The 23766-nt window shown below is 57.6% G+C and carries 20 protein-coding genes and 1 pseudogene; 5 read left to right on the top strand and 16 right to left on the bottom strand.

The window, feature by feature from the left end; genetic code table 11:
• The first annotated feature begins 6 nt into the window (after positions 1-6).
• Entirely contained in the window at positions 7-930 is a 924-nt protein-coding gene (locus tag AC1RT4_RS05680; protein WP_085683743.1) for a magnesium transporter CorA family protein, read from the top strand.
• 204 nt (positions 931-1134) lie between these two features.
• Positions 1135-2124 (top strand): annotated as a pseudogene (ilvA, locus tag AC1RT4_RS05675) (threonine ammonia-lyase, biosynthetic); the annotation flags it as partial.
• A gap of 26 nt (positions 2125-2150) precedes the next feature.
• Here the strand turns inward: ilvA and eco are convergent.
• On the bottom strand, positions 2151-2636 hold the full coding sequence (gene eco / locus AC1RT4_RS05670; RefSeq protein WP_493084184.1) for a serine protease inhibitor ecotin: 486 nt from the start codon (positions 2634-2636) through the stop codon (positions 2151-2153).
• A 371-nt stretch (positions 2637-3007) separates the two neighbouring features.
• Between eco and AC1RT4_RS05665 the strand changes: the two genes are divergently transcribed.
• Positions 3008-3274 (top strand): DUF1652 domain-containing protein, encoded by a 267-nt coding sequence (locus tag AC1RT4_RS05665; RefSeq protein WP_007957441.1) that lies wholly within the window; start codon positions 3008-3010, stop codon positions 3272-3274.
• On the opposite strand, the gene AC1RT4_RS05660 is transcribed toward AC1RT4_RS05665, so the two are convergent.
• Positions 3271-3669: a hypothetical protein gene (locus AC1RT4_RS05660; RefSeq protein ID WP_493084182.1), complete on the bottom strand. Its 399-nt coding sequence runs from the start codon at positions 3667-3669 to the stop codon at positions 3271-3273. The two genes, AC1RT4_RS05665 and AC1RT4_RS05660, sit on opposite strands and share 4 nt — an antisense overlap.
• A gap of 90 nt (positions 3670-3759) precedes the next feature.
• Positions 3760-4029 (bottom strand): DUF2790 domain-containing protein, encoded by a 270-nt coding sequence (locus AC1RT4_RS05655; RefSeq protein WP_273903077.1) that lies wholly within the window; start codon positions 4027-4029, stop codon positions 3760-3762.
• A gap of 494 nt (positions 4030-4523) precedes the next feature.
• On the opposite strand from AC1RT4_RS05655, the gene AC1RT4_RS05650 reads away from it, so the two are divergent.
• Entirely contained in the window at positions 4524-4820 is a 297-nt protein-coding gene (locus AC1RT4_RS05650; RefSeq protein ID WP_493084180.1) for a hypothetical protein, read from the top strand.
• Between the two features lie 99 nt (positions 4821-4919).
• Here the strand turns inward: AC1RT4_RS05650 and AC1RT4_RS05645 are convergent, their stop codons facing one another.
• The 6 genes from AC1RT4_RS05645 to AC1RT4_RS05620 are packed head-to-tail and all read right to left on the bottom strand — an operon-like array spanning position 4920 to position 14342.
• The gene (locus tag AC1RT4_RS05645; protein ID WP_493084178.1) at positions 4920-5948 is read right to left on the bottom strand and encodes a tetratricopeptide repeat protein; all 1029 of its coding nucleotides are present in this window, start codon (positions 5946-5948) and stop codon (positions 4920-4922) included.
• Positions 5894-6865 (bottom strand): tetratricopeptide repeat protein, encoded by a 972-nt coding sequence (locus AC1RT4_RS05640; protein ID WP_493084176.1) that lies wholly within the window; start codon positions 6863-6865, stop codon positions 5894-5896. The genes AC1RT4_RS05645 and AC1RT4_RS05640 overlap by 55 nt, the downstream gene beginning before the upstream one ends.
• Before the next feature lie 5 nt (positions 6866-6870).
• Positions 6871-7869 carry a tetratricopeptide repeat protein gene (locus AC1RT4_RS05635; RefSeq protein WP_493084174.1) on the bottom strand — a complete coding sequence of 333 codons (999 nt, stop codon included), beginning with the start codon at positions 7867-7869 and terminating at the stop codon, positions 6871-6873.
• Between the two features lie 16 nt (positions 7870-7885).
• Entirely contained in the window at positions 7886-11416 is a 3531-nt protein-coding gene (locus tag AC1RT4_RS05630; protein WP_493084172.1) for a LysM peptidoglycan-binding domain-containing protein, read from the bottom strand.
• Between the two features lie 29 nt (positions 11417-11445).
• A complete protein-coding gene (locus AC1RT4_RS05625; RefSeq protein WP_474730241.1) occupies positions 11446-12303 on the bottom strand; it encodes a DUF4123 domain-containing protein in 858 nt (285 codons plus the stop codon).
• Positions 12294-14342 (bottom strand): type VI secretion system Vgr family protein, encoded by a 2049-nt coding sequence (locus AC1RT4_RS05620; protein ID WP_493084170.1) that lies wholly within the window; start codon positions 14340-14342, stop codon positions 12294-12296. Before AC1RT4_RS05620 ends, AC1RT4_RS05625 begins: the two co-directional genes overlap by 10 nt.
• Before the next feature lie 363 nt (positions 14343-14705).
• Between AC1RT4_RS05620 and AC1RT4_RS05615 the strand changes: the two genes are divergently transcribed.
• Entirely contained in the window at positions 14706-16007 is a 1302-nt protein-coding gene (locus tag AC1RT4_RS05615) for an OprD family porin (RefSeq protein ID WP_064381736.1), read from the top strand.
• Between the two features lie 58 nt (positions 16008-16065).
• Here the strand turns inward: AC1RT4_RS05615 and AC1RT4_RS05610 are convergent, their stop codons facing one another.
• The 7 genes from AC1RT4_RS05610 to AC1RT4_RS05580 all read right to left on the bottom strand — a co-directional run bounded on the left by AC1RT4_RS05610 (position 16066) and on the right by AC1RT4_RS05580 (position 23693).
• Positions 16066-16653, bottom strand: coding sequence for a transglycosylase SLT domain-containing protein (locus AC1RT4_RS05610; protein WP_493084168.1), 588 nt, complete (start codon positions 16651-16653; stop codon positions 16066-16068).
• Between the two features lie 77 nt (positions 16654-16730).
• Positions 16731-17669, bottom strand: a complete 939-nt coding sequence (locus AC1RT4_RS05605; protein WP_493084166.1) for a carbohydrate kinase family protein — start codon at positions 17667-17669, stop codon at positions 16731-16733.
• Between the two features lie 13 nt (positions 17670-17682).
• Positions 17683-19179, bottom strand: coding sequence for a xylulokinase (xylB, locus tag AC1RT4_RS05600; protein WP_493084164.1), 1497 nt, complete (start codon positions 19177-19179; stop codon positions 17683-17685).
• A 132-nt stretch (positions 19180-19311) separates the two neighbouring features.
• Positions 19312-20784, bottom strand: a complete 1473-nt coding sequence (locus AC1RT4_RS05595; protein WP_493084162.1) for a mannitol dehydrogenase family protein — start codon at positions 20782-20784, stop codon at positions 19312-19314.
• 16 nt (positions 20785-20800) lie between these two features.
• Positions 20801-21904, bottom strand: coding sequence for an ABC transporter ATP-binding protein (locus AC1RT4_RS05590; protein WP_179695072.1), 1104 nt, complete (start codon positions 21902-21904; stop codon positions 20801-20803).
• 23 nt (positions 21905-21927) lie between these two features.
• Complete coding sequence (locus AC1RT4_RS05585) at positions 21928-22758, bottom strand: carbohydrate ABC transporter permease (protein ID WP_007957423.1); 831 nt, start codon at positions 22756-22758, stop codon at positions 21928-21930.
• Between the two features lie 8 nt (positions 22759-22766).
• Positions 22767-23693 carry a carbohydrate ABC transporter permease gene (locus AC1RT4_RS05580; RefSeq protein WP_493084159.1) on the bottom strand — a complete coding sequence of 309 codons (927 nt, stop codon included), beginning with the start codon at positions 23691-23693 and terminating at the stop codon, positions 22767-22769.
• Positions 23694-23766: the final 73 nt, after the last annotated feature.

Raw genomic sequence — 23766 nt, 5'->3', positions numbered from 1 at the left:
CGGCCGATGATCAACAGCTTTGCACTCAATCACGGCGGTTTGCAGCGGGTCGAGCGGCTGGACGCCGAGGTGATGCTGTTCAGCGACCCCGACGCCGCCGAGCGCGACTTGCTGCACAGTCACTTCAAACTCGATGAACACGCGCTGGCCTCGGCGCTGGATCCGGACGAGGTATCGCGGATCGAGTTTCACCCCGATCACTTGTTTCTGATCTGGAAACGCCCGGAAAACTATTCCGGCGGCGGCAGCCTGGCGTTCGAGGTGTCGTCCTGCGGTTTGCTGTTCTCTCCGGGCCAGTTGCTGGTGATCGCCACCGACGACACGCCGCTGCACGGTGTCGGCACACGTCAGCCACTCAACACGCCGCTGGATGTGTTGCTGGACCTGCTGTTCAACAACATCCATCACTACCTTGGGCATCTGAAGGTGATCAAACTGGTCGCCCGGGAGTTGCAGCAGAAATTCAACGCCTCGATGCAAAACCAGCATCTGGTGCAGATGTTCAACCTCAGCGAAAGCCTGATCTATTACATCAACGCCCTGCACAGTAACGGCGCGGTACTGACGCGGTTGCGCAATCACGCGGAAAAGCAGCATTTCGGCAGCGAAGCGATCGGCCTGATCGACGACCTGATCATCGAAAACAACCAGTGCTACAAACAGGCGGAAATCTATTCGACGGTGTTCTCCGGGCTGATCGACGCCCGGGGCAACCTGATGAACAACAGCATGAACAACCTGCTGCGCAAACTGACGCTGATCAACGTGGTGTTCCTGCCGCTCAACCTGATTGCGAGCATTGGCGGCATGTCGGAATTCAGCATGATGACCGCCGGCACGCCGTGGTGGGTGTCGTACCCGTTGTTCCTCGCGGCGATGCTGCTGGGGGCGGGCGGGATGCTGTTCGGGCTCAGGCGTCTGGCGAAATGAAAGCAAAATTCGCCATTGACTTGCCAGCAACGCCCGGGCTAATTTCGAGCCCATGACTTCCACCGTACTGCGCTGCCAGCCAAGCATTATTACCGCCATTCCTCATTTGGCGGGCTAGCTCACGACTGCAGCACCCAACCCGCCCTAGAGGCGGGTTTTCATTTTCTGTCTCCGGGGTTCTGAATCAAACGTCAGGAGACGACCATGCGCTACAGCCCCGCCCAGCAAGCCCTGCTTGAGCAGTACGTGAAAAAGATCCTCGCCGCGCCGGTGTATGAACTGGCGGTGCGCACGCCGCTGCAACCGGCGCCGGCGCTGTCCGAAGCGCTGGGCAACCGGATCCTGCTCAAGCGCGAAGACCTGCAACCGACGTTCTCCTTCAAGATCCGTGGTGCCTACAACAAACTGGTGCAATTGAGCGACGAGCAGAAGGCGCGCGGGGTGATCACGGCGTCGGCGGGCAATCATGCGCAAGGCGTAGCGCTGGCGGCGCGTGAGCTGGGCATTGCTGCGACCATTGTCATGCCGGCGACCACGCCTGAGTTGAAAGTGCTGGGCGTCAGTAGTCGCGGAGCCGAGGCGCTATTGCATGGCGAAAGCTTTCCGTTTGCCCTGGCCCACGCGCTGCAACTGGCTGAGCAGACCGGCCGAACTTTTGTCTCGCCTTTCGACGATCCCGATGTGATCGCTGGCCAAGGCACGGTCGCGATGGAAATCCTGCGCGAGCATCAGGGCGCACTGGACGCGATCTTCGTCCCCGTGGGCGGTGGCGGGTTGATCGCCGGCATCGCGGCGTATGTGAAATACCTAAGACCGGAGGTACGGATCATCGGTGTCGAGTCGGAGCATTCGGCCTGCCTGAAGGCTGCCATGCAAGCGGATGAGCGAGTGGTGCTGCCCAACGTGGGCACTTTCGCCGATGGCGTTGCGGTGGCGCAGATCGGCGCGCACGGGTTCGAGGTTTGCCGCTTCTGCGTGGATGAGGCCATCACCGTCAGCAACGACGAGCTCTGCGCGGCGATCAAGAATATCTACGACGATACCCGCTCGATCACCGAGCCTTCCGGTGCTTTGGCGGTCGCGGGCATCAAACAGTACGTGGCGCAAACCGGCGCACGGAATCAGGCGCTGATCGCCATCGATTCCGGCGCCAATATCAACTTCGACAGCTTGCGCCACGTCGCCGAACGAGCGGCGGCGTGCGGCGTTATGGCTTGAAGCTACTCGGGAATGGCCACGCCAACCTTGTCCGAGGCCGACCAGAGGCGATAACGCACTTCGACGTCCGCCGGTGCGTAAACCACGATCGGCAGCTTGCTGTTGTAGCGAACGGTGAAACCGTCACCAATCACCGGTACGAACGCGCGTTTTTTCTGGGTGCCCGGTGGGCAGGCCATCAGCGTGCTCATCGGGCCGCTGACTTTTTCCAGGCGGTAGAACGGATAGCCCCAGCCTTCGAGGTTTTTCTCTTCGAGGGTGCCGCCCAGGCGCTGGCGGTTGCAGTCGACTTCGAGGGTCTTGCCAGCGAGGATTTCGACTTTGAAGTTTTCTTCCTGGGCCTGCTGCGGCAGGTGGATGACCTGGCGCGTGAATCCCGCCTCGGCCTTCGGATAGGGCGCGGTGTCTTCAAGTTTGGCGGCGTGGGTGAGGGTGGACAGGCTGGCGAGCATCAGGCCGGCGGTCGCGTAAACAGTGAAATTTCCCATTGAAGCCTCCTGGCGGGTGTACGTTGGTTGACGGGCATTCTCACTGTCACAGGCGATGAATGCAAACCGCCCGCCGCATGCAAATTGCAGTGCCTGCACGATCGAATCTTGCATTTTGCAACTGGCCAGTGGCCTGCCTTTTTCTCAAGCCATTGATTTGCAAGGAGGTGGAAGCGACCCGATGAAAGGCACGTTTTATGCGTTGATTTGGTGCGGCGCACCGAGTTTGGGCGCCTACACTCCAATGGGCATTTCGCAGTACAGCCGCTTGTCACACCCAGGGATTCAGCGGGGATACACCCGTGGGAAGCCGTGGCAACGGTCGACGTGAATACTTGATTGGCAGTCTCACAGTAAGGAGAGGTTTCGCCATGTTTCTGTCTGCCTTGGAACTCCGCAACATCATAGAAAGCAGCTTTCTACCAAAACGCTGCCAGTGCACGCTGTCCCCGGATCTGTCGATGACCGTCAAGGTGTATGGCGATCACCAGACCGATCAGGTTGAGCTGCTGGTGAGTGGCATCGATGCCAGTCACTTGAACAGCTGTCGCGAAATCAACGGCCTGATCGCCGGGTTGCGCTCGGATCTTGCGCAACACTCGGCAACTCATTCCGTGCCGCGATCCCGAGTCGTCTAACCGACTGTTTCACCCAGTTCGACCGTCACGCGCCGGGCCTGCAAGAAGCCAAGGCCCAGCGCGAACTCGACCAGCACCGCGAGCAGAATCCCGGGGCCGGCGTGGCCATTGAGCCATTCAGCAAACCCCAGTACCGCCAGGCCAAAACAGCCGACGATAAAGCCGTTGCTCAGCGCATTGCGCGCGATCGACACCGGCGCGTTGCGCACCAGATAAAACATCACCCCCAAAGCCGCAAACAGCACTGCGCTGCGCCGTGCGACGAATCCGGCTGCTTCCGAATACTCGATGCTCCAGATCGCCAGCAACACCTGTGGCGCCAGACCCCATGCAAGAGCAAGCAGAAAACACAGGCAGAAGGTGATGGTCGAGAGCGTGCGAAACGACAACTGCATGGCGAATCCTTGCGGCAGTGAGGAGGGCCCCGAGCATACCCTTCGAGACCCGTGCTCGCCTACCGCAAAGCCGCAAATCAGAGCTTTCTGTCAGTTCTGGAAGTTGCAGGCGTCAGACATTTTCCGGTAACTGATTTCCTCGGGTTTGCCGGCGTTGTCGAGGTACTTCATGTCGGCGGTAATGACCTTGCATTGCTGCGTCTGCGGCTCGGTCATCGAGATCACTTTGCTGACGTGCAGCGGCATGCCGTACTCGTAAGGCACAGCCTTGGCATTGGCGGACGTGTCATTGGCCTGGGCCAGCCCGGCAAACGCGGTGCAGGCGAGGGCGGTGGTGAGCAGGAACGGACGAATGTTCATGATGGACTCCGGTGCGACGGAAATTGAGTTCGGCATGTTGCAAGCCAAACCTGCCGCACTCGGCGTCAGCCAGGGGCTGAGGGTGTGAGGTTCAGTAGAGTTTTTGACCGCGGCGTTAAGCGATGGTTAACCGGGCTGAACGCCGGCTGTCTGGGCGGGGATTGTTTCGTGGGGGAGTCTCGGCGGATTCCTACAAGGGTGGATGCCTTGTCTGCTTTCGGGGGCTGGAGTGGGGCGGTTATGGTTTGGCGTCGCTGCAAAATCAGCGGCTTAGGTTTGGTCACCTAACGTAATCACCTGTGCATGTGTGCCATTATTCGCCCCGACGGACATTCGTGTCCGTGGAGTGCATTGCTGTGGCGGCTGTGTGCAGGGTCGCCTTCGGGCGAGCCGAGTCAGGTGGTTCTCGGTTGACCAAGCCTGTACACAGTCCGCCTCCCCATCGTTTGGTCACGGTGCTGGCGGTTACTTTCAAGCTGCCTTGAGTAATTCCAATGCCAATCCTGAAATTAAGCTCCGTTCGATATCTTCCGCTCAACAGCGGCGTCACCGACAGCGCACCGCTGGTCATCGACACCCAAGCCAACCCGAAAGACCTCTTCGAAGCCGCCGTGCAACGCATCCGCGCCGCCAGCGACCTGCTCGAGACCCTGCACTGCCTGTGCTTCAAACACGCCGATGTCCAGGACATTCCCCACATCACTCATGCGCTGTACCTGCTGACGCAGGATGGCAGTGATTTGCTGCAGGTTGCGCAGCAGAAAATGTTGAACTGGCAGGCGCCGGTTTGATGCTGTAAGTAAAAAGCGGAAGGAGTGAGGCATTAATGCATTTCACTCGTTCCGCTTTCTCTATACGCGACCTTCCGATTTCCGTAGGAGAACTTCGAACTAGTTTCCAAGCTTGTCAGGGAAAAAGGAGAGAGGTGGGTGGGTGGCTTTCCATTCTTTTGCCACTTTTTTTGATTCTTCGATTTGTTCGGCTGTCATTTTTTCAGCGATCATTTCTATTTTCTGGTCAACATAATCCTTAATTCCACCGGCATCCTCTAACTCTTTCAGTAAATAGAACATCGCATAGCCTTTCACTAAATCCAGTGGGTAGCCCACTCTATCGGGCGTATGCGAAATGTAGGCGCCATAGTTGCTCATGGCTTCTGGCTCACCAGTTTCCGCGGCAGCTTTAAGCCAGTAATGGACAGCCTGCCTGTCTCCTTCATTCTCAAGGATTGCCAAGTAGTTATTCATTGCTTGAGGGTAGCCGCCCTCTGACGAAAGCCTAAACCAGTTACGAACTGATTCATCGCGTTTGCCGGGGATAAAAAAGAATCCTCGCCCTTGGCGCTCGCCCACTGCCATCCAATATTGTGCAAGTGCATAGCCAGCTTTCGCAGACTTTTCAAGCCATTCGTAATCCAGTGTTATTTCATACATCAAGAACAAAGATTCAGCATCGCCCTTGTTGGCGTTTTGCAGAGTCAGTTCTTTTGCATAACTTAGCCACTCAGCAGGAGTCCTGGCACTGGCGGGACAGTTTTCCATGATCCTGCATAGGTCTGTATCTTTACGGCCTAAATGAATCATTGCGTATATGGAACCATTCGCCGCAGCCACTTCATACCAGTGCTGCGCTTCCGGTGTCATATAGCGATTGCGTTTTCGCAGAGCTTCTGCCAGGTAGTACTGTGAATCGACATTTCCAGATAATGCCTCCTTTTCCAATACGGGAAAGGCAGCGTTAAATCTTTGCTGGTTGTATAGAATCACCCCGGCAGAAGGAGTCTGCTTTTGCTGTTCACTTATGCTGGCCCCGCTGAAAATTAAAAGTGATGTGGCAAGAAAAAAATTTAACAATCTCATTGAAATTATCGACCCAGCTTGTCTGGAAAAAAAGAAAGAGGTGGATGGGTGTTCTTCCATTCTTTTGCCACGCCTTCAGCCTGTTCGACTTGTGCTGGTGTCATTTTTCCAGATATTTTTTCTATTTTTCTATCAACGTAGTCTTTTATTCCGCCAGCGTCTTCAAGTTCTTTAAGTAAAAAGAAAAGAGCATAGCCTTTTACGAGGTCTAACGGGTAGCCGACACTATCCGGAGTATGTGAGATGTAGGCGCCATAGTTGCTCGTAGCTGTTTGATCTCCGGTTCCGGCTGCCACTTCAAGCCAATGGCGAACACTGGTCATGTCTCCCTCTTCGTACAATATTTGCAGGTAATCCATCATGGCTTTAGGATTGCCTCCCTCAGATGAAAGCAGTAGCCACTTTTTGACAGACGCATCACGCTTACCTGGAATGAAAAAGAAGCCTTCGCCCTGTCGCTCGCTTACCGCCATCCAGTATTGTGCAATGGGATATCCAGCCATTGCCGACTTTTCTAGCCAGTCACGATTTAGCGTTATTTCATACATTAGATATAAAGATTCGGGGTCACCTTCATTCGTTTTTTGAAGTGCTAAGCCTTTTGCTTTTTCAAACCAGTCAGCAGGGCTTTTCTCGCCCAATGGGCAATTTTTCATTTGTTGACAGAGGTCGTGGCTACTTCGGCCCAGCTGGATCATCGCATAAATGCTGCCGTTATTCGCAGCTGTCTCATACCAGTGTTGCGCTTCGGAAGTCATATAGCGATTGCGCTTCCTTAGAGCCTCACCCAAGTAATACTGTGACTCCACGTTTCCAGATTGTGCTTCCTTTTCCAGCTCGGAGATGGCTGAGCTAATTTTAAGCTGGTTGTACAAACTCACGCCTAAAGTTGGCTCGCTTCCTTGCGGGGTCGCTAAGCCGGTCGCAGTATAGGTGGCAATGGTTAATGCCAAAACAAGGTGGCGTATAAGCAGCACTGGTGTTAGTTACCTAGTTTGTCAGGAAAGAAAGAGAGTGGCGGGTGGGTGGCTTTCCACTCCTTTGCCACGGCTTTTGACTGTTCAATCTGCTCGGCAGTCATCTTGCTTCCAATCTCTTCGAGTGTATCCTGCACGAAGTCCTGAATGGCACCGCCCCCATCCAACTCTTTCAGTAGACTGATTAGGGCATAACCCTTGACTTGATCCAATGGGTAACCAACTTGGTCAGGCGCATGGGCAATGTAAGAGGCATAGCTACTGATTGCTTTTTGATCTCCCGTTTCAGCTGCGGCTTGAAGCCAATGTCGAACCCCCTCAAGATCACCTTTTTTATAAAGAATCTCGATGTAGTCCATCATCGCTTTAGAGCTTCCACCTTCTGAAGACATTTTCAACCAACGGCTAATGGCCTGCTCGCGGCTTCCCGGTATAAGGAATAAACCCTCACCCTGTCGATCACCGATGGCCATCCAGTATTGTGCAGGCGCGTAGCCTGCATTTGCAGATTTTTCTAACCAGTCACGATCGAATGTTATTTCGTACATCAGATATAAGGATTCTGGATCTCCTTCATTTGCTTCCTTTATAACCTTGTCTTTGGCCTCTTTTAACCACTCGGCGCTTGAATGCTTGCTAGGGGCGCAATTATTCATTTTTTTGCAGAGGTCGTTATCTTGTCGGCCTAGCTGAATCATTGCAAATACGGACCCATTATTTGCGGCTTCTTCATACCAACCTTGAGCTTCATTGGTCATATAGCGATTCCGCTTTCGTAGAGCTTCGCCTAAATAGTATTGAGAATCTACATTTCCAGCTTTGGCCTCTTTTTCTAGTTGCGGAATAGCGGCGTCGATTTTCAGCTGATTGTATAAAATTATCCCGAGGCTCTGGCTGGAGCCCTGTTGGATATTTGAGTTTAAGTTGTTCGTTTCGGTGCTTTGAGCTTGTAGGGGCGCAAAAAGCAGTATTATTAGCAATAGGATTGGATTGGAAATCTTCATTTTTTTGCAATGCTCATTAGTAGCTTCTAAGGAACGGTGACGCGCCGCTACTGGAGTAGCTAGGACGAGGGATGAAATTTCTTTGGCAATACTCCGAAAGGTTTGCGCCGAGAAGTTTCACGTGTTTTTTGTAACGCTCTCTCGCGCTGTTGCTTTGTTTGTCTAGTAAATTCTGAACACCCTCTGCCATGAAGCTATCCAGAGCAAATCGATTCTTGCAGTAGTCTTGCTCTGAGTCTGTGGCCTTTATTCCAAACTCATTCATCGACATACATGCTATCTCAAACTGACTTTGTGCTTTGTCAATAGTGTTGCTGCTTTCTGCATTTTTAACTATCCAACCTAGAATTCGCTCAATTGCTTTCTGTTGAAGCGCATGAGCTTCCGATTGAGAGTATGTTCGTTTTGATCCTTCGCCATTTACAGTAAATGCTTCAGGTGGGCTAATTAGCGTTCTAAGTAGTGGGCCCAATGCACTAGGGATTGCGTTAATACACCAATCTTCTAGCTCGCTCTGGTTGCCGTACTCAACAACCGCATCCGCGATCGCTCCCCCTTTGCCACTCCGAGTCAACGCTTCATAGAGACTCATCACAACATCCCAACGCATCATGTACGCCATCGCCACATTCAACCCAGCAGCGCCCAATGCATTAAGCGCTGAAGCATATTCGCTCGCTTCAGGGTCCATCCATTCGACTTTACGGCCTTTGGTTTTATGCAGTTCTTTTCGATACAAGTTGATGATGTCAACCACCGCCTCATACCCAATCTCGAACTTAAAGCTGCCGTTAGCACCAGGCCCCAGTACCACTGCCGCTTTCAGGTTGAGAATAAAGCGCCCGTTATCGAGTGATATCTGCGCGGTTCCCTGGAATCCCGCACCCAGCGCAACCCCTACAGACCCACTCAGCTTGGCGAGGGTCAGCCATGGGTTGGTTTTTTTCGCGTCTTTGTCACTGCCGATACCCATGGTGGGTGCTGTGCGCAGTGCGACGAGGTCTTTGGGTGGGGCCCAGTTCAATGCGCCGGTGAGTTCGATGGCCGCTTGCAGACCTCCGAAAACGTTGAAGGTGGCCTTTGCCCCGTTTTCAATTTGCACATTGGCTTTTTTGCCGGTGAGTACCTGGTCCGAGCTTTTGGTATCGACATAGGTGCCGGACTTTGACTTGTGTTCAAGATCGGGAGTAGGGCTGTTGTCACCGCTGTCGGCCTTGGCCTTCTTGGCCGCATCGTGATCTGCACGTTCTTCTTTGGCCGAGGCGTCCTCGCGCTGTGCGCGTTTGACGGGGCTGAGGGATGCTCCGTATTTGACGTTGCCGAGGATAGGGTTCAACTCGACGGTACCGGCCAGCAACAGCGACGCGCCAGCGTAGCCCCAGGCCTTCACACCAAAGTGAAAGGAGAATCGGCCAAAACTCATCTGCTGGGCTTTGCCGTCCAGAAGGTAATCCAGTGTGATGTCTTTGGCGCTTTCCTTGGCGGGCATGTCGACTTTCATCAACTGCACTTCGCCGCGAGCCAGGTCGAGGCTCAAACCCATGTTGGCCGACATCTGAAAGCCTTCGGCGGCGCTCATTTTCGGGCCTTCCAGCTTCAGTTCACCGTGAATGCTTGGCTGGGGAGGGGTCAGACAGCGGACGAATTGAGCCTGCGGGCTGTTGTCGAACAGCCTGACTTTGCCGCGAATACTTTTTTGGAAGACCAGTTGTTGAAGGTGTTCCCCCCAACTGGTCAATGTTGCACTGTTCTCGAGCTCAGTGACCTTGTAGCCCTGCTTTTTCAGATAAGCGTAAAAGTCATTGGCCTTGAACCAGCCTTTATTATCAAAACAATCACCTACCTGATCATTGAACTTGATCGCACCCTGCGCAAGAAGCCATTGGCGGAACGAGCTGGTTTCGCTGTTTTTATCCGAATCTTCTGTGGCATCGGTCGGTAAGCTTTCGCCGATCTTCTTGGGGGAGAGGAGGGCTTTTTTTCCATCTTCCTTGATGATTTTCTTGAAGTCTTTCAGGTTCGTCATGCTGAACCAGCCCAAGGGCGTGCCCTTGGAATCGGAGAGGCTGACTTCACGCAAAGGAAACCCGGGTTTAACCATGCGGTCGACGGGTTTGGGCTGGAACTCTTCCGGTTCCCAGATCAGATGGCGTCCCGGTTTGGCGGCGATCACATTCCGCTGGGCTGTTGCCTGCAAGTCGTCCTTGATTTTCTGCAGGCGATCCCACTCGGCTCGCTCGACATCAACCAGGCCCGCCGGTGCCTGGGCATTTTGCCCGGTGGCTTCGATCCAGCGTTTGTATTTTTCCTGGAGCTGTGCGGTTATTTCCGCCTGTTTCTTCTCGGTGTCCATGTACAACTTGAATTGCGCAATGCCCGATGGCAGGCCGTCACTGATCAGCGCGAACTCTGGAAGCGCGATACCGTATTCTGAAACTCTGATAATGGATTCGGTGTAATCGTGGTAATTCAGCGCGTCGGCGTTCTTGTGCAACGTGTAAGCGTAAGCGACGAGGTCGGCGGTGCAGTCGGTCATGCCGGTGCAGATGTTCTCGTAACTTTTTTTCTTCTCAGCGAGGGCCTTGGCGACATCTTCGAGTGACACCTGCTTGAAGTCTTTATTGGCGAATAGCTTTTTCCGGGCCTCGAGATACGCTTGCACGCGGGCGCGGGCTTCAATGGCATCCTTGGAGTACAACGTCCCGCTTTCGTAGGAGTAGCCTTCAAGCTTTGCAGCCGCTACAGCCTCTTTTTTCAGTGCAAGCCACTCAGCTCGCCGTTTGTGAAAGTCGACAAATTCTTTGCGGATACTTTCCTGACCTGCGATGTCCGCATTCAAACGGTCCATACGAGACTGCGCAGTGTCTTCCTGAGGAGGTTGCGCGGGAGCGGCCGCGGGTTTGTTTCGATTGGCTTCGTTCTGTCTCTTTTTGGCGGTGGCGGGATCTATTTCGATCTCATCGCCCATCGCTTCGAACTCTTCCATGCGGGCACGCTTTGCGCCTGTGAGGAAGTTGCTCAACTTGGGTTCGAGGAAGTACTCGAGCAGACCTGACTCTTGCAGCCCGTTGAGGCGCGCATCGCGGGCCTTGTTCGGCGCAATCATTTTCTCCAGAGTGAGCATCGACTCTTTAATGGAAGACACTGCACGCTCGGGCAGCAGCCAGAACTCTTGTTCCTCTGTTGCATAAATGGCGCTGGCAAAGGTTTTGCTGCAAGGAGGGGCGTGCGGTTTGAAGGTCTTCGAGGCTTTGTCTGGAGCGTCCTTGACGGGGTCCAGTTCAACCAGGTCCTCAGCCGTACACTGAGCTGGCGCATCGGGAGATGCCTGGGCAGGCGTTTGAGAAGCAGCGGGTGCCTGAGCGGCCGGTTTGGCTGACGCGGCTTGGGCGCTTTTCGGTACGCTCAGATTCCATCCGACCTTGACGTTGTCCGGATTGGTAATGAAGGGATTGAGTTGGCGCAGTTGCGCCACGGTGCTGTTGTAGCGCGAGGCAATCTGGGCAAGGGTTTCGCCGGGCATGACGGCGTGATTCGTGATTTCCATGGTGATTCCGTTCTGTTGTCGCGTCGCCGTTAACGTTGGGCGACGGCGGCTGATTCCAGGAGCCGATCTACTTTGATAAACGACTCGTCCTTTGATTGCAGGATCGCCATGATCTCAGGCTGTGTTTCAAACAGTGGACCGTTTACGGCATGACCCAGTTTGAGCAGGTGGTCGCCGTCATAAATGTTGTTGTTGAGCAGCAGGTCGAGATTGTCAGCAATATCGTTCAAACGATCATCGCCGGGTTCGCCAAACGCCTCGTACTCTTCATCCACCCAATACACCCATCCGAGGCGCGCCTGAACTTGCGCGGCCGCCATCGGAAGGTTGAATGCCGCCTGGTCACCCGACCATGTCGATTCCGCGTTAGCCACCCAGGCTAACCATGGACCACGTTGCTGGCCAAAGTTTCCTGGCGCGGGGGCGTAAACGGCCGACCAGCAACCCAACAACTGATCGAAAGTCTTTTCAGCGGTATAGGCCAGTGCTGCCCACAGGCTCGGCTTGTGGTAGCTCAGCAAACTTTGCCCCCCGGAACCGTCGTTGGCTTTGAGCAGCCAGCGTGCATGAGCCAGGGCTTTTTCCGGGTCAGGTGTCGAGATCGCAATTCCCGAAAAGTGTTCTTCACAGAGTTTTGCAGCTTCTGCAGCCAGTTTGCTGCCTCGGGGGGCGACCAGCCACAAGGGACCATCGGGTATCTCGACGAATTCCGTCCGGAAAAACAGCCCTTCGCAAACTACGGGCTCACCCACCCGGTAGAGCCGGCTCATGGCTTGTGGCTGAAGCCCCTGGTCGATGATGAAACACAGCGATGGGTTCGCTGCCGGCAGGTCCGAGAAGTTGTAGCGAGGCTCTTCCAGCAAAGCACTCAGCGCTTTTACATGCATGTGCAATCCTTACGGCTGCAAGCGCCGTTACTCTGTTTTCCGCACAGCGGCGTGATGCCTGATTCGTTCAGGCGGGCGGGCAGCGGTGCTTTCCCGGCCTTATCCGCATCCACCACCTTCATCGGCCCCGGCAACAAAGGTGCTGCCGGTGTCCCCACGCCCGGCGCGCCGCCGGTGTTGATCTTCACTTCGGCGCCGCTGATGGTCACGCCGCCGGCATCGGCTTTGACGAAGCTGCCGCCGGCCTTGGCGGTCAGTTCCATTGCGCCTTCGATCACGACTTTCTGGCCGGCGTAGTAGTGGATCTCGGTTCCCGCTTCGACCAGTTGCGCCGTGCCGACTTTGAGGTGCTGGGTCACGGCGACGGTCAGGTGATCGTTGGCGCGCATTTCACTGATGCGATTCAGGTGAGTGATGCGGTGTTCTTCGACCTTGAACTCGCTGTAGGTGTTGGCTTCAACCGTGTCATGCCGCTCGTTGCCGACGCGAATCTTCTGATCGTGCTCGATGTTCTCGTCCCAGTCGCGCTGGGCGTGGATGTAGATCTGTTCGACGCCTTTCTTGTCTTCGATGCGGAATTCGTTGTAGCCCTTGCCGCCCGGTGAGCTCAGGGTCTTGAAGGTGCTGCGGGTCTTGTTCGCCGGCAGGGCGTAGGGGACGACGTTTTCCTTGTGGTACAGGCAACCGGTCACCAATGGCTGGTCGGGGTCGCCTTCAAGGAAGGTCACCAGCACTTCCATGCCGATCCGTGGAATGGCGATGCCGCCGTAGGCTGCGCCGGCCCAGCCGCTGGCGACGCGTAGCCAGCAAGTGGTCTTGTCGTCGGCCTGGCCGTCGCGGTCCCAGTGGAATTGCACTTTCACGCGGCCGTACTGGTCGCAGTGGATTTCTTCACCGGCGGGACCGGTGACGATGGCGGTCTGGCTGCCGAGCACTTTCGGTTTCGGGTGTTCGAGGGCAGGGCGGTAGTGGGCGTCCCACGGGGTGGCCACGAACGAGTTGCGGTAACCCTGGTGGAAATCGCTCTTGTTGTCGGTGACGTCGCTGGTGACGTTTTCGCCCAGCACTTGCGGCTGTTTGCCTTCGTGGAAGACTTCCAGCAACAACCACAAATCGTTCCATTCGGCGCGTGGGTGTTCGGCCAGGGTCATGAAGTGGCCGCTGGTCAGGGTCGGTTCGTCACCTTTGCCTTCGGCGAGTTTGTAGTCGCTGCGATGGCGTTCCAGCGCGCGGGTCGAGAGGAACTTGCCGCGCTCGCGCGTGGTGAAGCGACCGGGGTAGTCGTAGTCTTCGAGGTCCGGCATGAACTCGGATTTGACGGCGCCTTCGGGCAGGATCTTCGGTTTTTCGAAATCGTAGTCGCGGCGGCTTACGCGGCTGGTACGGGTTTCCAGACGCAGGTTGAAGCGCTTGATCACCGGTTTGTCGGCGGTCATGCCGGAGTCTTGCTGGTAGTTGACCGGTTTCAGTTTGCGGAACACGGTCTGGTCGTCGCCGAACACCAGTTTGTGGCCGCCGCTGCTGTGCTGGAAGTGGAAATGAATGCCTTCCTCTTCGCACAGGCGCTGGATGAAGTGCAGGTCGGATTCGTCGTACTGCACGCAGTAGTCGCGTTCCGGGTATTCGGCGCCGAGCTGGAAGCTGTAGGCGTTGCCCAGAATGCCGCGTTCTTCCAGCACCTGGGCAATGATCTTCGGCACGGTGAGGTTCTGGAAAATCTGCTGGTCATGGTTGTGCCGCAGGTAGGCCAGTTGCGGCACCAGGCTCAGGCTGTAACGGGTCAGGGTCTTGCCGGAATCGCCTTGTTCGATGCGATACACCAGGCCATGAATCGTGCCCTCGCCAGTGGCGCCGAAGGTCAGGCAGCCAGGCTTGTGCAGGAGTTCTTCAAGATTGAGGTCGGGACGGGCGCTGACCAGTTCGAGGTCGAAACGGAACGGTTCGTTGAGGGCTTCGCGACCGGTGAAACTGAGGACTTGCAGGTCGGCGGAAGCGCCTTCGAGCGTGAGGGTAATGTGGGTAGCATTGGCGTCCAGCATGCCTTGTTTTCCGTCCTTTGGATTAGCGTGGGCGGATGGTGCAGGATTAAACCGCCTCGTTCAAGGCGCAAATGCCGTAGAGGCGGTGGTCCGGCGGCATAGGGAAAACCCTTAGAACCACAGTTTTGCCCAGTAAAACCGGAACTTACGGCTGACAGATATTCGACCGTTATTGAATTTGCCGCTGGAGAACAGCCAGTCAGTTTCAGACTAAAGTCGCCTTCAGCACATCAAAGCCTTCTGCCATCATTGCCTTTCACACCCCCGCGTATTCACTTCCTCACGGTTCATCACTGTTCCGGGACGGGAGCTATTTCTGGTTGTTTGCGCCCCTGCGCAATCGTTGTTCTGTTGGAGTTTTCAATGCGTCCCCCATTTCCCCTCATCACCCCGCGCCAGTCGCTTGGCTTCGGAGCCTTTGTGCTGTGCGCGGGTTTTACCGCGCAGGTTCAGGCCAGCGGTTTTTTCGAAGACACCACGGCGAAGATCGAATCGCGCACGGTGTACTTCAACCGCGATTTCCGTGACGGGCACACCTCCAGTGATCAGGGCGCGTCCAAGCGCGAAGAGTCGGCGCAGGGCTTCATTCTTAATCTGCAATCGGGCTACACCGAAGGCACCGTCGGTTTCGGGATCGATGCACTGGGCATGGCGGGTTTCCAGCTCGATTCCAGCCCGGATCGCAGCAACAGCGGCCTGCTGCCGTCCAGCGGCGACAACCCGCGCGGTTCGAAAGGTCAGTACGCGAAGATGGGGCTGACCGCCAAGGTAAAAGTCTCGGACACCGTGCTGAAATACGGCGCGCTGCTGCCGGATCTGCCGCTGCTCAAGTACAACGACGGTCGTCTGCTGCCGACCATGTTCAACGGTGCGATGCTGACCTCGAAAGAGGTTAAGGATCTGACCTTCATGGCCGCGCGGCTGGACAAATACACCGCCCGGGATTCGACCGATTCGCAAGACATCCGCGTGCACTGCAAGAACAAGCGTTATGCGTGCAACACCACCGCCGATCATTTCGACATGTACGGCTTCGACTACAAGATCAATGATCGCCTGACCGCGCAGTACCACTACGCCGAGCTGGAAGACATCTATCGCCAGCACTTCGTGGGGCTGCTGGCCAATCAGCCGCTGGGTGACGGCGTGCTGAAAGCCGATCTGCGTTTGCTGAAAAGCGCCGACAGCGGTGATGCGAAAGCCGGTTCCATCGACAACCGCGCCTTGAGCGGCATGCTGTCCTACGGCATCAGCGGTCATACCTTCAGTGCCGGTTGGCAGCGCATGAACGGCGACAACTCGATGCCGTATCTGGATGGCAGCAACCCGTACCTGGTGAACTACGTGCAGGTCAACGATTTCGCCGCCGCGCAGGAACGTTCCTGGCAGCTGCGTTATGACTATGACTTCAAGGCGATCGGCATCAACGGCCTGAGCTTCCTGACCCGTTACGTGAACGGCGATCACATCAAGGTCCCGGGCAGCGATCAGGAAGGCAAAGAGTGGGAACGCGACAGCGAGTTGAAGTATGTGATTCAGACCGGGACGTTCAAGGACGTCAGCCTGAGGTTGCGTAATGCGACTTACCGCACCAACTACGAGAAGTTTGCCCGGGACGTGGATGAGACCCGGTTGATTGTGAGTTACAACTTTTCGGTGTTGTAAATCCAGCCCGAAAAAAAACCATCGCGAGTTAACTCGTGATGGTTTTTTTAGCCTGCGATCAGAGCCAGTGCCAGAACCGGCTCCAGAACCCGCGATTCAGATCATCCTTGCACGCCGCGTATTGCTGACCGTACATGTCCGAGCGGTTCTGCACCTTGCGCGCCACCGGCGGCAGCCACGCCTTGCTGGCGTAGGTCTTCTGGCGAAAACCGCCCCAGCCTTCGTGGTAGTTGAGGTACTGGTTGTAGGCGTCGTATTTGTACACGCCGTTGATCGAGGTGGTTTTGTCCATGTACCAGCCGACAAAGTCGATGGCGTCGTCGAAGTCTTCGCGATCGGCGCCATACCTTCCGGTGCTTTTCTGGTAGTCGGACCAGACTTCATCCTTGGCCTGCGCATAACCCGAGGCCGTCGTGACGCGACCCCACGGAATCACCCACAGCAGGTATTTGCGCGGCGTCTTGGCGTCGTAGCGGTAGCCGGACTCCTGATACATGATCGCGAACGGCACCTGGATCGGTACGCCCCAGCGCTTTTGCGTGACTTGCGCTGCGTCGTACCAATCACTTTTTTCGCGGAAAATCTCGCAGAGGTTTTCCGGCGAACGCGGCGGCGATGTTCCGCAGCCGCTCAACAGTGCCGCCATTACCAACAGACCAACCGTGCGCCCCGAATTCAAAAGCCGTCATCCCGTCGTGCAAAAAAGGGCGCCAGTCTACGCGGTCAGGTCAACTGGTGGCGATAAGGCAAATCCGGACCTGTTTTACTGCATGTAAGGGCGGCGGCCTGTACGGCAAACCCGAGCATGCCGTCGATCTGTTCGCGGCTCAGGTGCTGCACGCCTTCCACCGAATCCAGTTCGTGCTCTGTCAGCCAGGTGATCAACGCGGCCTGGAAGGTATCGCCGGCGCCGACGGTGTCGGCAATCTTCACCGAGCTTGCCGGCACCGACCATGAACCATGGGCACGGCTGAACACGGTCGCGCCTTCACCGCCACGGGTCAGGAACACCACCTGGCAGCGATGCTGCAACCAGCCTTCGATGACGCGCTGCGGATCCTGCTCGGGATACAGCAGGCTCAAGTCTTCGTCGCTGACTTTGATCAGGTCCGCCAACGGCACCAGCGTAGCGATTCGTTCGCGCCACAGGTCGATGTTCGGCTCGGGGTTGAGGCGCACGTTCGGGTCGAGGCTGATCAGGCGCTTGCCGCTTTCACGCTGCACCAGCGCAAGCAAGGTATCGGCAATCGGCTGCACCACCAGCGAGAAGGAACCGAAGTGCAAGCCGCGCACTTCAGGGCCCAGCGTTGGCAGGTGCGCCAGGCTCAACTGGCGGTCAGCGCAGCCTTCACCGCGGAAGCTGTAGTGCGGCGAGCCATTGGCGCCCACCGCGACCATCGCCAGCGTGGTCGGCGCCGCGAAGTCCACCAGGTAATCCGGACGTACGCCTTCATCCTGCAGCACTTGCTGCAAACGCCGGCCGAGGTAGTCGGTGGACAACCCGCCAAACAGCGCCGAATCCACGCCCAGTCGGCGCAAACCCACCGCCACGTTGAACGGCGAGCCACCGGCAATCGCCTTGAAATTGACTTTCGATGCCTGTCCGCCGGCATCGTCTTCGCTGAAGAAATCGAACAGTGCTTCGCCACACACCAGGTACATAGTTGTTTGCTCTTTATAAGGTTGCGACATGCAGTCGATAGCGTTCATAGGCCTGCTGGAAGGCCGCGACATTGGCGGCAACCGGCAGGGTTTCACTGTTCAGGTCGAGCTTCACGCAGCGCTGGCACAAGTCCGCCAGGGTGTCTTCGTGGCCGTTCGACCACGACTTGCACCACGCCGCCTGAATCGCCGCGCCCAGGGCTGCGGCTTCGCTTTGCTCGGTGCAGATCACCGGGGTGTTCATGATGTCGGCGACGATCTGCCGCCACACCGCACTTTTCGAACCGCCGCCGATCAGGCAAATGCTGCGGCTTTGTAAACCATTCTGGCGCAACAGATCCAGTCCGAAACGCAGGCCGAAGGTGGTGCCTTCGACGGCGGCGCGGCACAGATTGGCTTGCGTCAGGTTATCGATCGTCAGGCCATGCAGGCTGCCGGTGGCGTGGGGCAGGGGAGGCACGCGTTCGCCGTTGAGGAACGGCAGCATGCTCACGCCCTCGGCACCGATCGGCGCCTGGGCCACCAAGGCGTTGAAGGCGTCGAGATCGAGGTCGAACAGTTCGCGGATCGCGCCGGTGGCATTGGTCAGGTTCATGGTGCAGATCAACGGCAACCAGCCACCGCTGGACGAGCAGAAGGTCGCGACCGACGCGTCCGGGCTGACCTTCGGCGCTTCGGCGTAGGCGTACACCGTGCCGGAAGAGCCGAGGCTCATGGTGATCGCGCCCGGCTGAATATTGCCGGTACCAATGGCGCCCATCATATTGTCGCCGCCACCGCTGGACACCCGTGCGTTGGGGTTGATGCCCAGATGTTCGGCGATTGCGGGCAGGATCGTGCCGACCGCTTGATGGGCGTCGATCAGCTCCGGCAGCGCGGATTGCAGACGACCGCTGGCGTCGATGTCGCGCAGTAGCTGCAAATCCCATTGGCGAGTGCGTACGTTGAAATAGCCGGTGCCGGATGCGTCACCGTATTCGCTGCACGAACGGCCGGTGAGCCAGAAATTCAGGTAGTCGTGGGGCAGCAGGATCCGTGCGATGCGGGCGAACACGTCCGGATGCTGTTCCTTGGTCCACAGCAGTTTGGACACGGTGTAGCCCGGCGCGATGACCACGCCGAGGCGTTCCAGCGAGCCTTGTTCACCGCCCAGATGAGCCAGCAGGCGGTCGTTTTCAGCCGTGGTTTCGGTGTCGCACCAGAGCTTGGCCGGGCGCAGGACCTGGCCTTGGTCGTCGAGCAGCACCAGGCCGTGTTGCTGGCCGGAAACGCCTATTCCGAGGATCGACTGGCCGTCGACATTTGCCGCCAATAAAGCGCGGCGGGTGGCGAGGGCGAAGGCTTCCAGCCATTGCGAGGTGTCTTGCTCGCGACGGCCGTTGGCGCCGCTGATCATCGTGTGAGCGGCGGCGCCCTGGCCCAATACCTGACCGCTGGTGGCGTCGAGGATGATGGCTTTGGTGCCTTGGGTGCCGCAGTCGATGCCGAGGAAGAGTTGTTGGGTTGTCATGTGCGCTCCACAAAGATCGACAGATCGTTCCCACGCTCTGCGTGGGAATGCAGCCCGGGACGCTCCGCGTCCCCATTCAACAGCGGACGCAGAGCGTCCATAGATGCATTCCCACGCGGAGCGTGGGAACGATCAGGTCAACAGGTGTTCGAGAGTTCGTGTTACGCCTTCTTCTCGCAAGCTGTTCAGGCACCACTCAAACGCCGCCACAAACTCCTTCGAACGCGGTATTGCCACCCCAAAAATCTCCTCAACCCCCAACAACCGCTCAGTAATCAGCGCATCCTCCGCTACCAACGCCTGACAGAACGCCGCCCGAGGATCCGGAATCGAATAAGTGTCGCCATTCTCATCCACACCCTTCAAATAAAGCGCCCAGGCCGCCACCACCAACGCCGCCCGTTTGGTCTCCTGCCCATCGGCAATCAACCGATTGATCGTCGGAATGGTGAACTTGGGAAACTTCGAAGAACCATCCGAGCAAACACGCTCAAGCTGATCGGCAATCGCCTGATTGGAAAACCGCGCCACCAGCGTGTCCTTGTACTCGGTCAGGTCGATCCCCGGCACCGGCGCCAGTTGCGGGGTCACGTCCAGGTCCATATAGGCGCGCATGTAGCGCACGAACAGCGGGTCGTTCATGGTCTCGTGAACGAAGCGGTAACCCTTCAAAAAGCCCAGATAAGTCAGCGCCAGATGGCTGCCGTTGAGCAGTTTGATCTTCATCTCTTCGTAGGGCGAAACATCGTCGGTGAACTGCACGCCGACCTTTTCCCAGGCCGGGCGGCCGTTGACGAACTTGTCTTCCAGCACCCATTGCACGAACGGCTCGCAGACCACCGGCCAGGCGTCGTCGACGGCGTGTTTGTCCGCCAGTTGCAGGCGATGCGCGGTGCTGGTCATCGGTGTGATGCGGTCGACCATGGCGTTCGGGAAACTGACGTTGGCGTCGATCCAGTCGCGCAGGTCCGGGTCAAGCAATGCACTGAACGCCAGCAGCGCTTTGCGGGTGACCGCGCCGTTGTGCGGCAGGTTATCGCAGGACATCACCGTGAATGCCGGAGTGCCCGCCGCACGACGTCTGGCCAGCGCCGCACAGAGGAAACCGAACACGGTTTTCGGCTGTTGCGGGTACGTCAGGTCGTGCTGAATCTGCGGCAGGTGCGCCATGAACTCGCCGTTGCTGTCGTCGATGCAGTAACCGCCCTCGGTGATGGTCAGCGAAACGATGCGAATCTGCGGGTCGGCGAGTTTGTCGATCAGCACCTGGGCGCTGTCCTCGGCCAGCAGCATGTCGCGGATCGCACCGATGACACGGACTTCAGTGTCGTCGTTGTCGCCGAGTTCGAACAGGGTGAACAGGTAGTCCTGCTCCTTGAGATCGTCCCGGGCACGGCGGTCTTCGGCGCGCAGGCCGACGCCGCAGATCGCCCAGTCCAACGCTTCGCCGGTGTTCATCAGTGCATCGGTGTAATACGCCTGATGCGCGCGGTGGAAGCCACCGACGCCAATGTGGGCGATGCCCTGGCGTGTGTCGCTGAGGCTGTAGGCCGGCAGTTTCACTTCGGCGGCCAGGCGGTTGAGGTTTTGCTTGTTCAGTTTCATCGGGTCAGTCTCGAAATCAGGCGGCCGCGCGCAACGGGCGGGTCAGCGCCACGCCGTCGGCATCGAACAGATGGCAGTGGGCAGCGTCCAGGTGCAGGTTCAGTTGTTCGCCGTAACGGCTCGCCAGATCACCGCGCACGCGCATGGTCAGGGCTTCGCCGGCGTTGGTCTTGACGTGGCAGAAGGTGTCGCTGCCCAGCCGTTCGCTGACGTCAGCGGTGACTTGCAGGGTGCAATCGCCCGCTTGTGCCAGCTCCAGATGTTCCGGGCGAATGCCGAGGGTCACGGCGCTGCCGACGCTCAGGTTCGACGCGTTGAACGGCAGGGTGATGCGGGTGCCGGCGTCCAGCGAGACTTCGCAGCTCGCGCCATCGATCCGCACGATCTGGCCTTTGAGGAAACCCATTTTCGGCGTGCCGAGGAAACCGGCAACGAACAGGTTGGCGGGGTTGTGATACAGCTCCAGCGGCGAGCCGACCTGTTCGATCTTGCCGCCATTGAGCACCACGACCTTGTCGGCCATGGTCATGGCTTCGACCTGATCGTGGGTCACGTAGATCATCGTCGCCTTGAGGTCCTTGTGCAGGCGCAGCAGTTCCAGGCGCATCTGCACCCGCAGGGCGGCGTCGAGGTTGGACAGCGGTTCGTCGAACAGGAAGATTTTCGGGTTGCGCACGATCGCCCGGCCGATGGCCACGCGCTGACGCTGGCCGCCGGACAGTTGCTTCGGCTTGCGTTCCAGCATCGGGCCCAGTTCCAGAATCCGCGCCGCTTCGCCGACTTTCTTCTCGACTTCAGCTTTCGGTACGCCGGCGAGGTCGAGGGCGAACGACATGTTTTTCTTCACGGTCATGTGCGGGTACAGCGCGTAGGTCTGGAACACCATCGCCAGATCGCGCTTGGCCGGGCTGACTTCGGTGATGTCGCGTCCGTCCAGCTCGATGGTGCCGCCGCTGACTTCTTCAAGGCCGGCGATCAGTCGCAGCAGGGTGGATTTGCCGCAGCCCGACGGGCCGACGAATACCACGAATTCCTTGTCGTTCACCTCAAGGTCGATGCCCTTGATGATGGAGAAACCTTCGAAGCCTTTTTGCAGATTCTTGATTTTCAGGTTGGCCATGGTGGCGCTCCTCTTACGAATTCTTATTTCACGGCGCCGAACGACAGGCCGCGCACCAGTTGTTTCTGGCTGATCCAGCCGAAGATCAGGATCGGCGCGCAGGCCAGGGTCGAGACGGCCGACAACTTGGCCCAGAACAATCCTTCGGGGCTTGAGTAGGAGGCGATCAACGCGGTCAGCGGCGCGGCTTTGGACGAGGTCAGGTTCAGCGACCAGAACGCCTCGTTCCAGCACAGGATCAGCGACAGCAGCACGGTCGAAGCCAGGCCGCCCTTGGCGATCGGCAGCAGCACGCGGAGCATTTCCTGGGCGAGGGTGGCGCCGTCGAGGCGGGCGGCTTCGAGGATGTCCTTGGGGATGTCCTTGAAGTAGGTGTAAACCATCCAGACCACGATCGGCAGGTTGATCAGCGTGTAGATCACGATCAGCGCAATGCGCGTGTCGAGCAGGCCGAAACTCTTGGCCAGCAGGTAGATCGGCATCAGCACGCCCACCGGCGGCAGCATCTTGGTGGAGAGCATCCACAGCAGCGTGCCTTTGGTGCGCTGGGTTTCGTAGAACGCCATCGAGTAGGCCGCCGGCACCGCAATCAGCAGGCACAGAGCCGTGGCGCTGAAGGAAATCACCACCGAGTTCCAGGCGAAACTGAAGTAATCACTGCGCTCGTTGATGTGCAGGTAGTTCTCCAGCGTCGGCGTGAAGATGAACTGCGGCGGCGTGGCGAAGGCGTCGATTTCGGTCTTGAAACTGGTCAGCACCATCCAGAAGATCGGGAAGAAAATGATGATCGCGATGGCCCAGGCCAGCGTGCCGAGCAGCAGGCTTTGCAGCCGGCGGGATTGTTGAAGAGTCATGGCAGGCCTCAGGCTTTGTCAGTCAGGTTTTTGCCGATCATCCGCACCAGAATGATCGCGGCGATGTTGGCGATGACCACGGCGATCAGGCCGCCGGCCGAGGCCATGCCGACGTCGAACTGCACCAGCGCCTGGTTGTAGATCAGGTAGGCGAGGTTGGTCGACGCGTAGCCGGGGCCGCCGTTGGTGGTGGTGAAGATTTCGGCGAACACCGACAGCAGGAAGATGGTTTCAATCATCACCACCACAGCGATCGGGCGCGCCAGGTGCGGCAGGGTCAGGTGCCAGAAGATCGCGATCGGGCCGGCGCCGTCGAGGCGGGCGGCTTCTTTCTGTTCCTGGTCGAGGGACTGCATGGCGGTCATCAGGATCAGGATCGCGAAGGGCAGCCATTGCCACGAGACAATGATGATGATCGACAGCAGCGGGTAGTGGGCCAGCCAGTCCACCGGCTGCGCGCCGAACAGTTTCCAGATGTAGGCGAGGATCCCGGACACCGGATGGAAAATCAGGTTCTTCCAGATCAGCGCACCGACCGTGGGCATGATGAAGAACGGAGAAATCAGCATCACCCGCACGATGCCGCGACCGAAGAACTCGCTGGCCTCCAGCAGCGCACTGATCAATACGCCGAACACCACGCTGATCAGCAGCACGCTGCCCACCAGCAGTAAAGTGTTGGTGGCGCCGGGCATGAAGCCGGAGTCGGTCAGGAAGTAAGTGAAGTTTTCCAGCCCGACGAATTCGTTGGTGCTCGGGTCGAGCAGGTTGTAGCGGATCATCGAGAAATAGACGGTCATGCCCAGCGGCACGATCATCCACAGCAGCAACAGGGCCACCGAAGGGCTGACCAGAAACCAGCCGGGATTGGCCACACGGCTTTTGCGCCGGGGCTGCGACAGGTCGATGTGGGCTTTGGCAGTTGAAGTATTCATGGTGATCACAACCGAGTCATACAGACCTATGGAGATCCCGTGCGGGAGCGAGCAATCTCGCTCCCGCAGGAGG

Source organism: Pseudomonas sp. GW821-FHT11D10 (assembly GCF_058808435.1).
The sequence above is the reverse complement of the archived record's forward strand: the minus strand, read 5'-3'. Positions and strand labels throughout refer to the sequence as shown.

Excerpts from the sequence above, each read along its gene's own strand:
- AC1RT4_RS05680 (WP_085683743.1), top strand. The coding sequence starts at position 7 with ATGATCAACAGCTTTGCACTCAATCACGGCGGTTTGCAGCGGGTCGAG.
- eco (WP_493084184.1), bottom strand. The coding sequence starts at position 2,636 with ATGGGAAATTTCACTGTTTACGCGACCGCCGGCCTGATGCTCGCCAGC.
- AC1RT4_RS05665 (WP_007957441.1), top strand. The coding sequence starts at position 3,008 with ATGTTTCTGTCTGCCTTGGAACTCCGCAACATCATAGAAAGCAGCTTT.
- AC1RT4_RS05660 (WP_493084182.1), bottom strand. The coding sequence starts at position 3,669 with ATGCAGTTGTCGTTTCGCACGCTCTCGACCATCACCTTCTGCCTGTGT.
- AC1RT4_RS05655 (WP_273903077.1), bottom strand. The coding sequence starts at position 4,029 with ATGAACATTCGTCCGTTCCTGCTCACCACCGCCCTCGCCTGCACCGCG.
- AC1RT4_RS05650 (WP_493084180.1), top strand. The coding sequence starts at position 4,524 with ATGCCAATCCTGAAATTAAGCTCCGTTCGATATCTTCCGCTCAACAGC.
- AC1RT4_RS05645 (WP_493084178.1), bottom strand. The coding sequence starts at position 5,948 with ATGGAAGAACACCCATCCACCTCTTTCTTTTTTTCCAGACAAGCTGGG.
- AC1RT4_RS05635 (WP_493084174.1), bottom strand. The coding sequence starts at position 7,869 with ATGAAGATTTCCAATCCAATCCTATTGCTAATAATACTGCTTTTTGCG.
- AC1RT4_RS05630 (WP_493084172.1), bottom strand. The coding sequence starts at position 11,416 with ATGGAAATCACGAATCACGCCGTCATGCCCGGCGAAACCCTTGCCCAG.
- AC1RT4_RS05625 (WP_474730241.1), bottom strand. The coding sequence starts at position 12,303 with ATGCATGTAAAAGCGCTGAGTGCTTTGCTGGAAGAGCCTCGCTACAAC.
- AC1RT4_RS05620 (WP_493084170.1), bottom strand. The coding sequence starts at position 14,342 with ATGCTGGACGCCAATGCTACCCACATTACCCTCACGCTCGAAGGCGCT.
- AC1RT4_RS05615 (WP_064381736.1), top strand. The coding sequence starts at position 14,706 with ATGCGTCCCCCATTTCCCCTCATCACCCCGCGCCAGTCGCTTGGCTTC.
- AC1RT4_RS05610 (WP_493084168.1), bottom strand. The coding sequence starts at position 16,653 with ATGGCGGCACTGTTGAGCGGCTGCGGAACATCGCCGCCGCGTTCGCCG.
- AC1RT4_RS05605 (WP_493084166.1), bottom strand. The coding sequence starts at position 17,669 with ATGTACCTGGTGTGTGGCGAAGCACTGTTCGATTTCTTCAGCGAAGAC.
- xylB (WP_493084164.1), bottom strand. The coding sequence starts at position 19,179 with ATGACAACCCAACAACTCTTCCTCGGCATCGACTGCGGCACCCAAGGC.
- AC1RT4_RS05595 (WP_493084162.1), bottom strand. The coding sequence starts at position 20,784 with ATGAAACTGAACAAGCAAAACCTCAACCGCCTGGCCGCCGAAGTGAAA.
- AC1RT4_RS05590 (WP_179695072.1), bottom strand. The coding sequence starts at position 21,904 with ATGGCCAACCTGAAAATCAAGAATCTGCAAAAAGGCTTCGAAGGTTTC.
- AC1RT4_RS05585 (WP_007957423.1), bottom strand. The coding sequence starts at position 22,758 with ATGACTCTTCAACAATCCCGCCGGCTGCAAAGCCTGCTGCTCGGCACG.
- AC1RT4_RS05580 (WP_493084159.1), bottom strand. The coding sequence starts at position 23,693 with ATGAATACTTCAACTGCCAAAGCCCACATCGACCTGTCGCAGCCCCGG.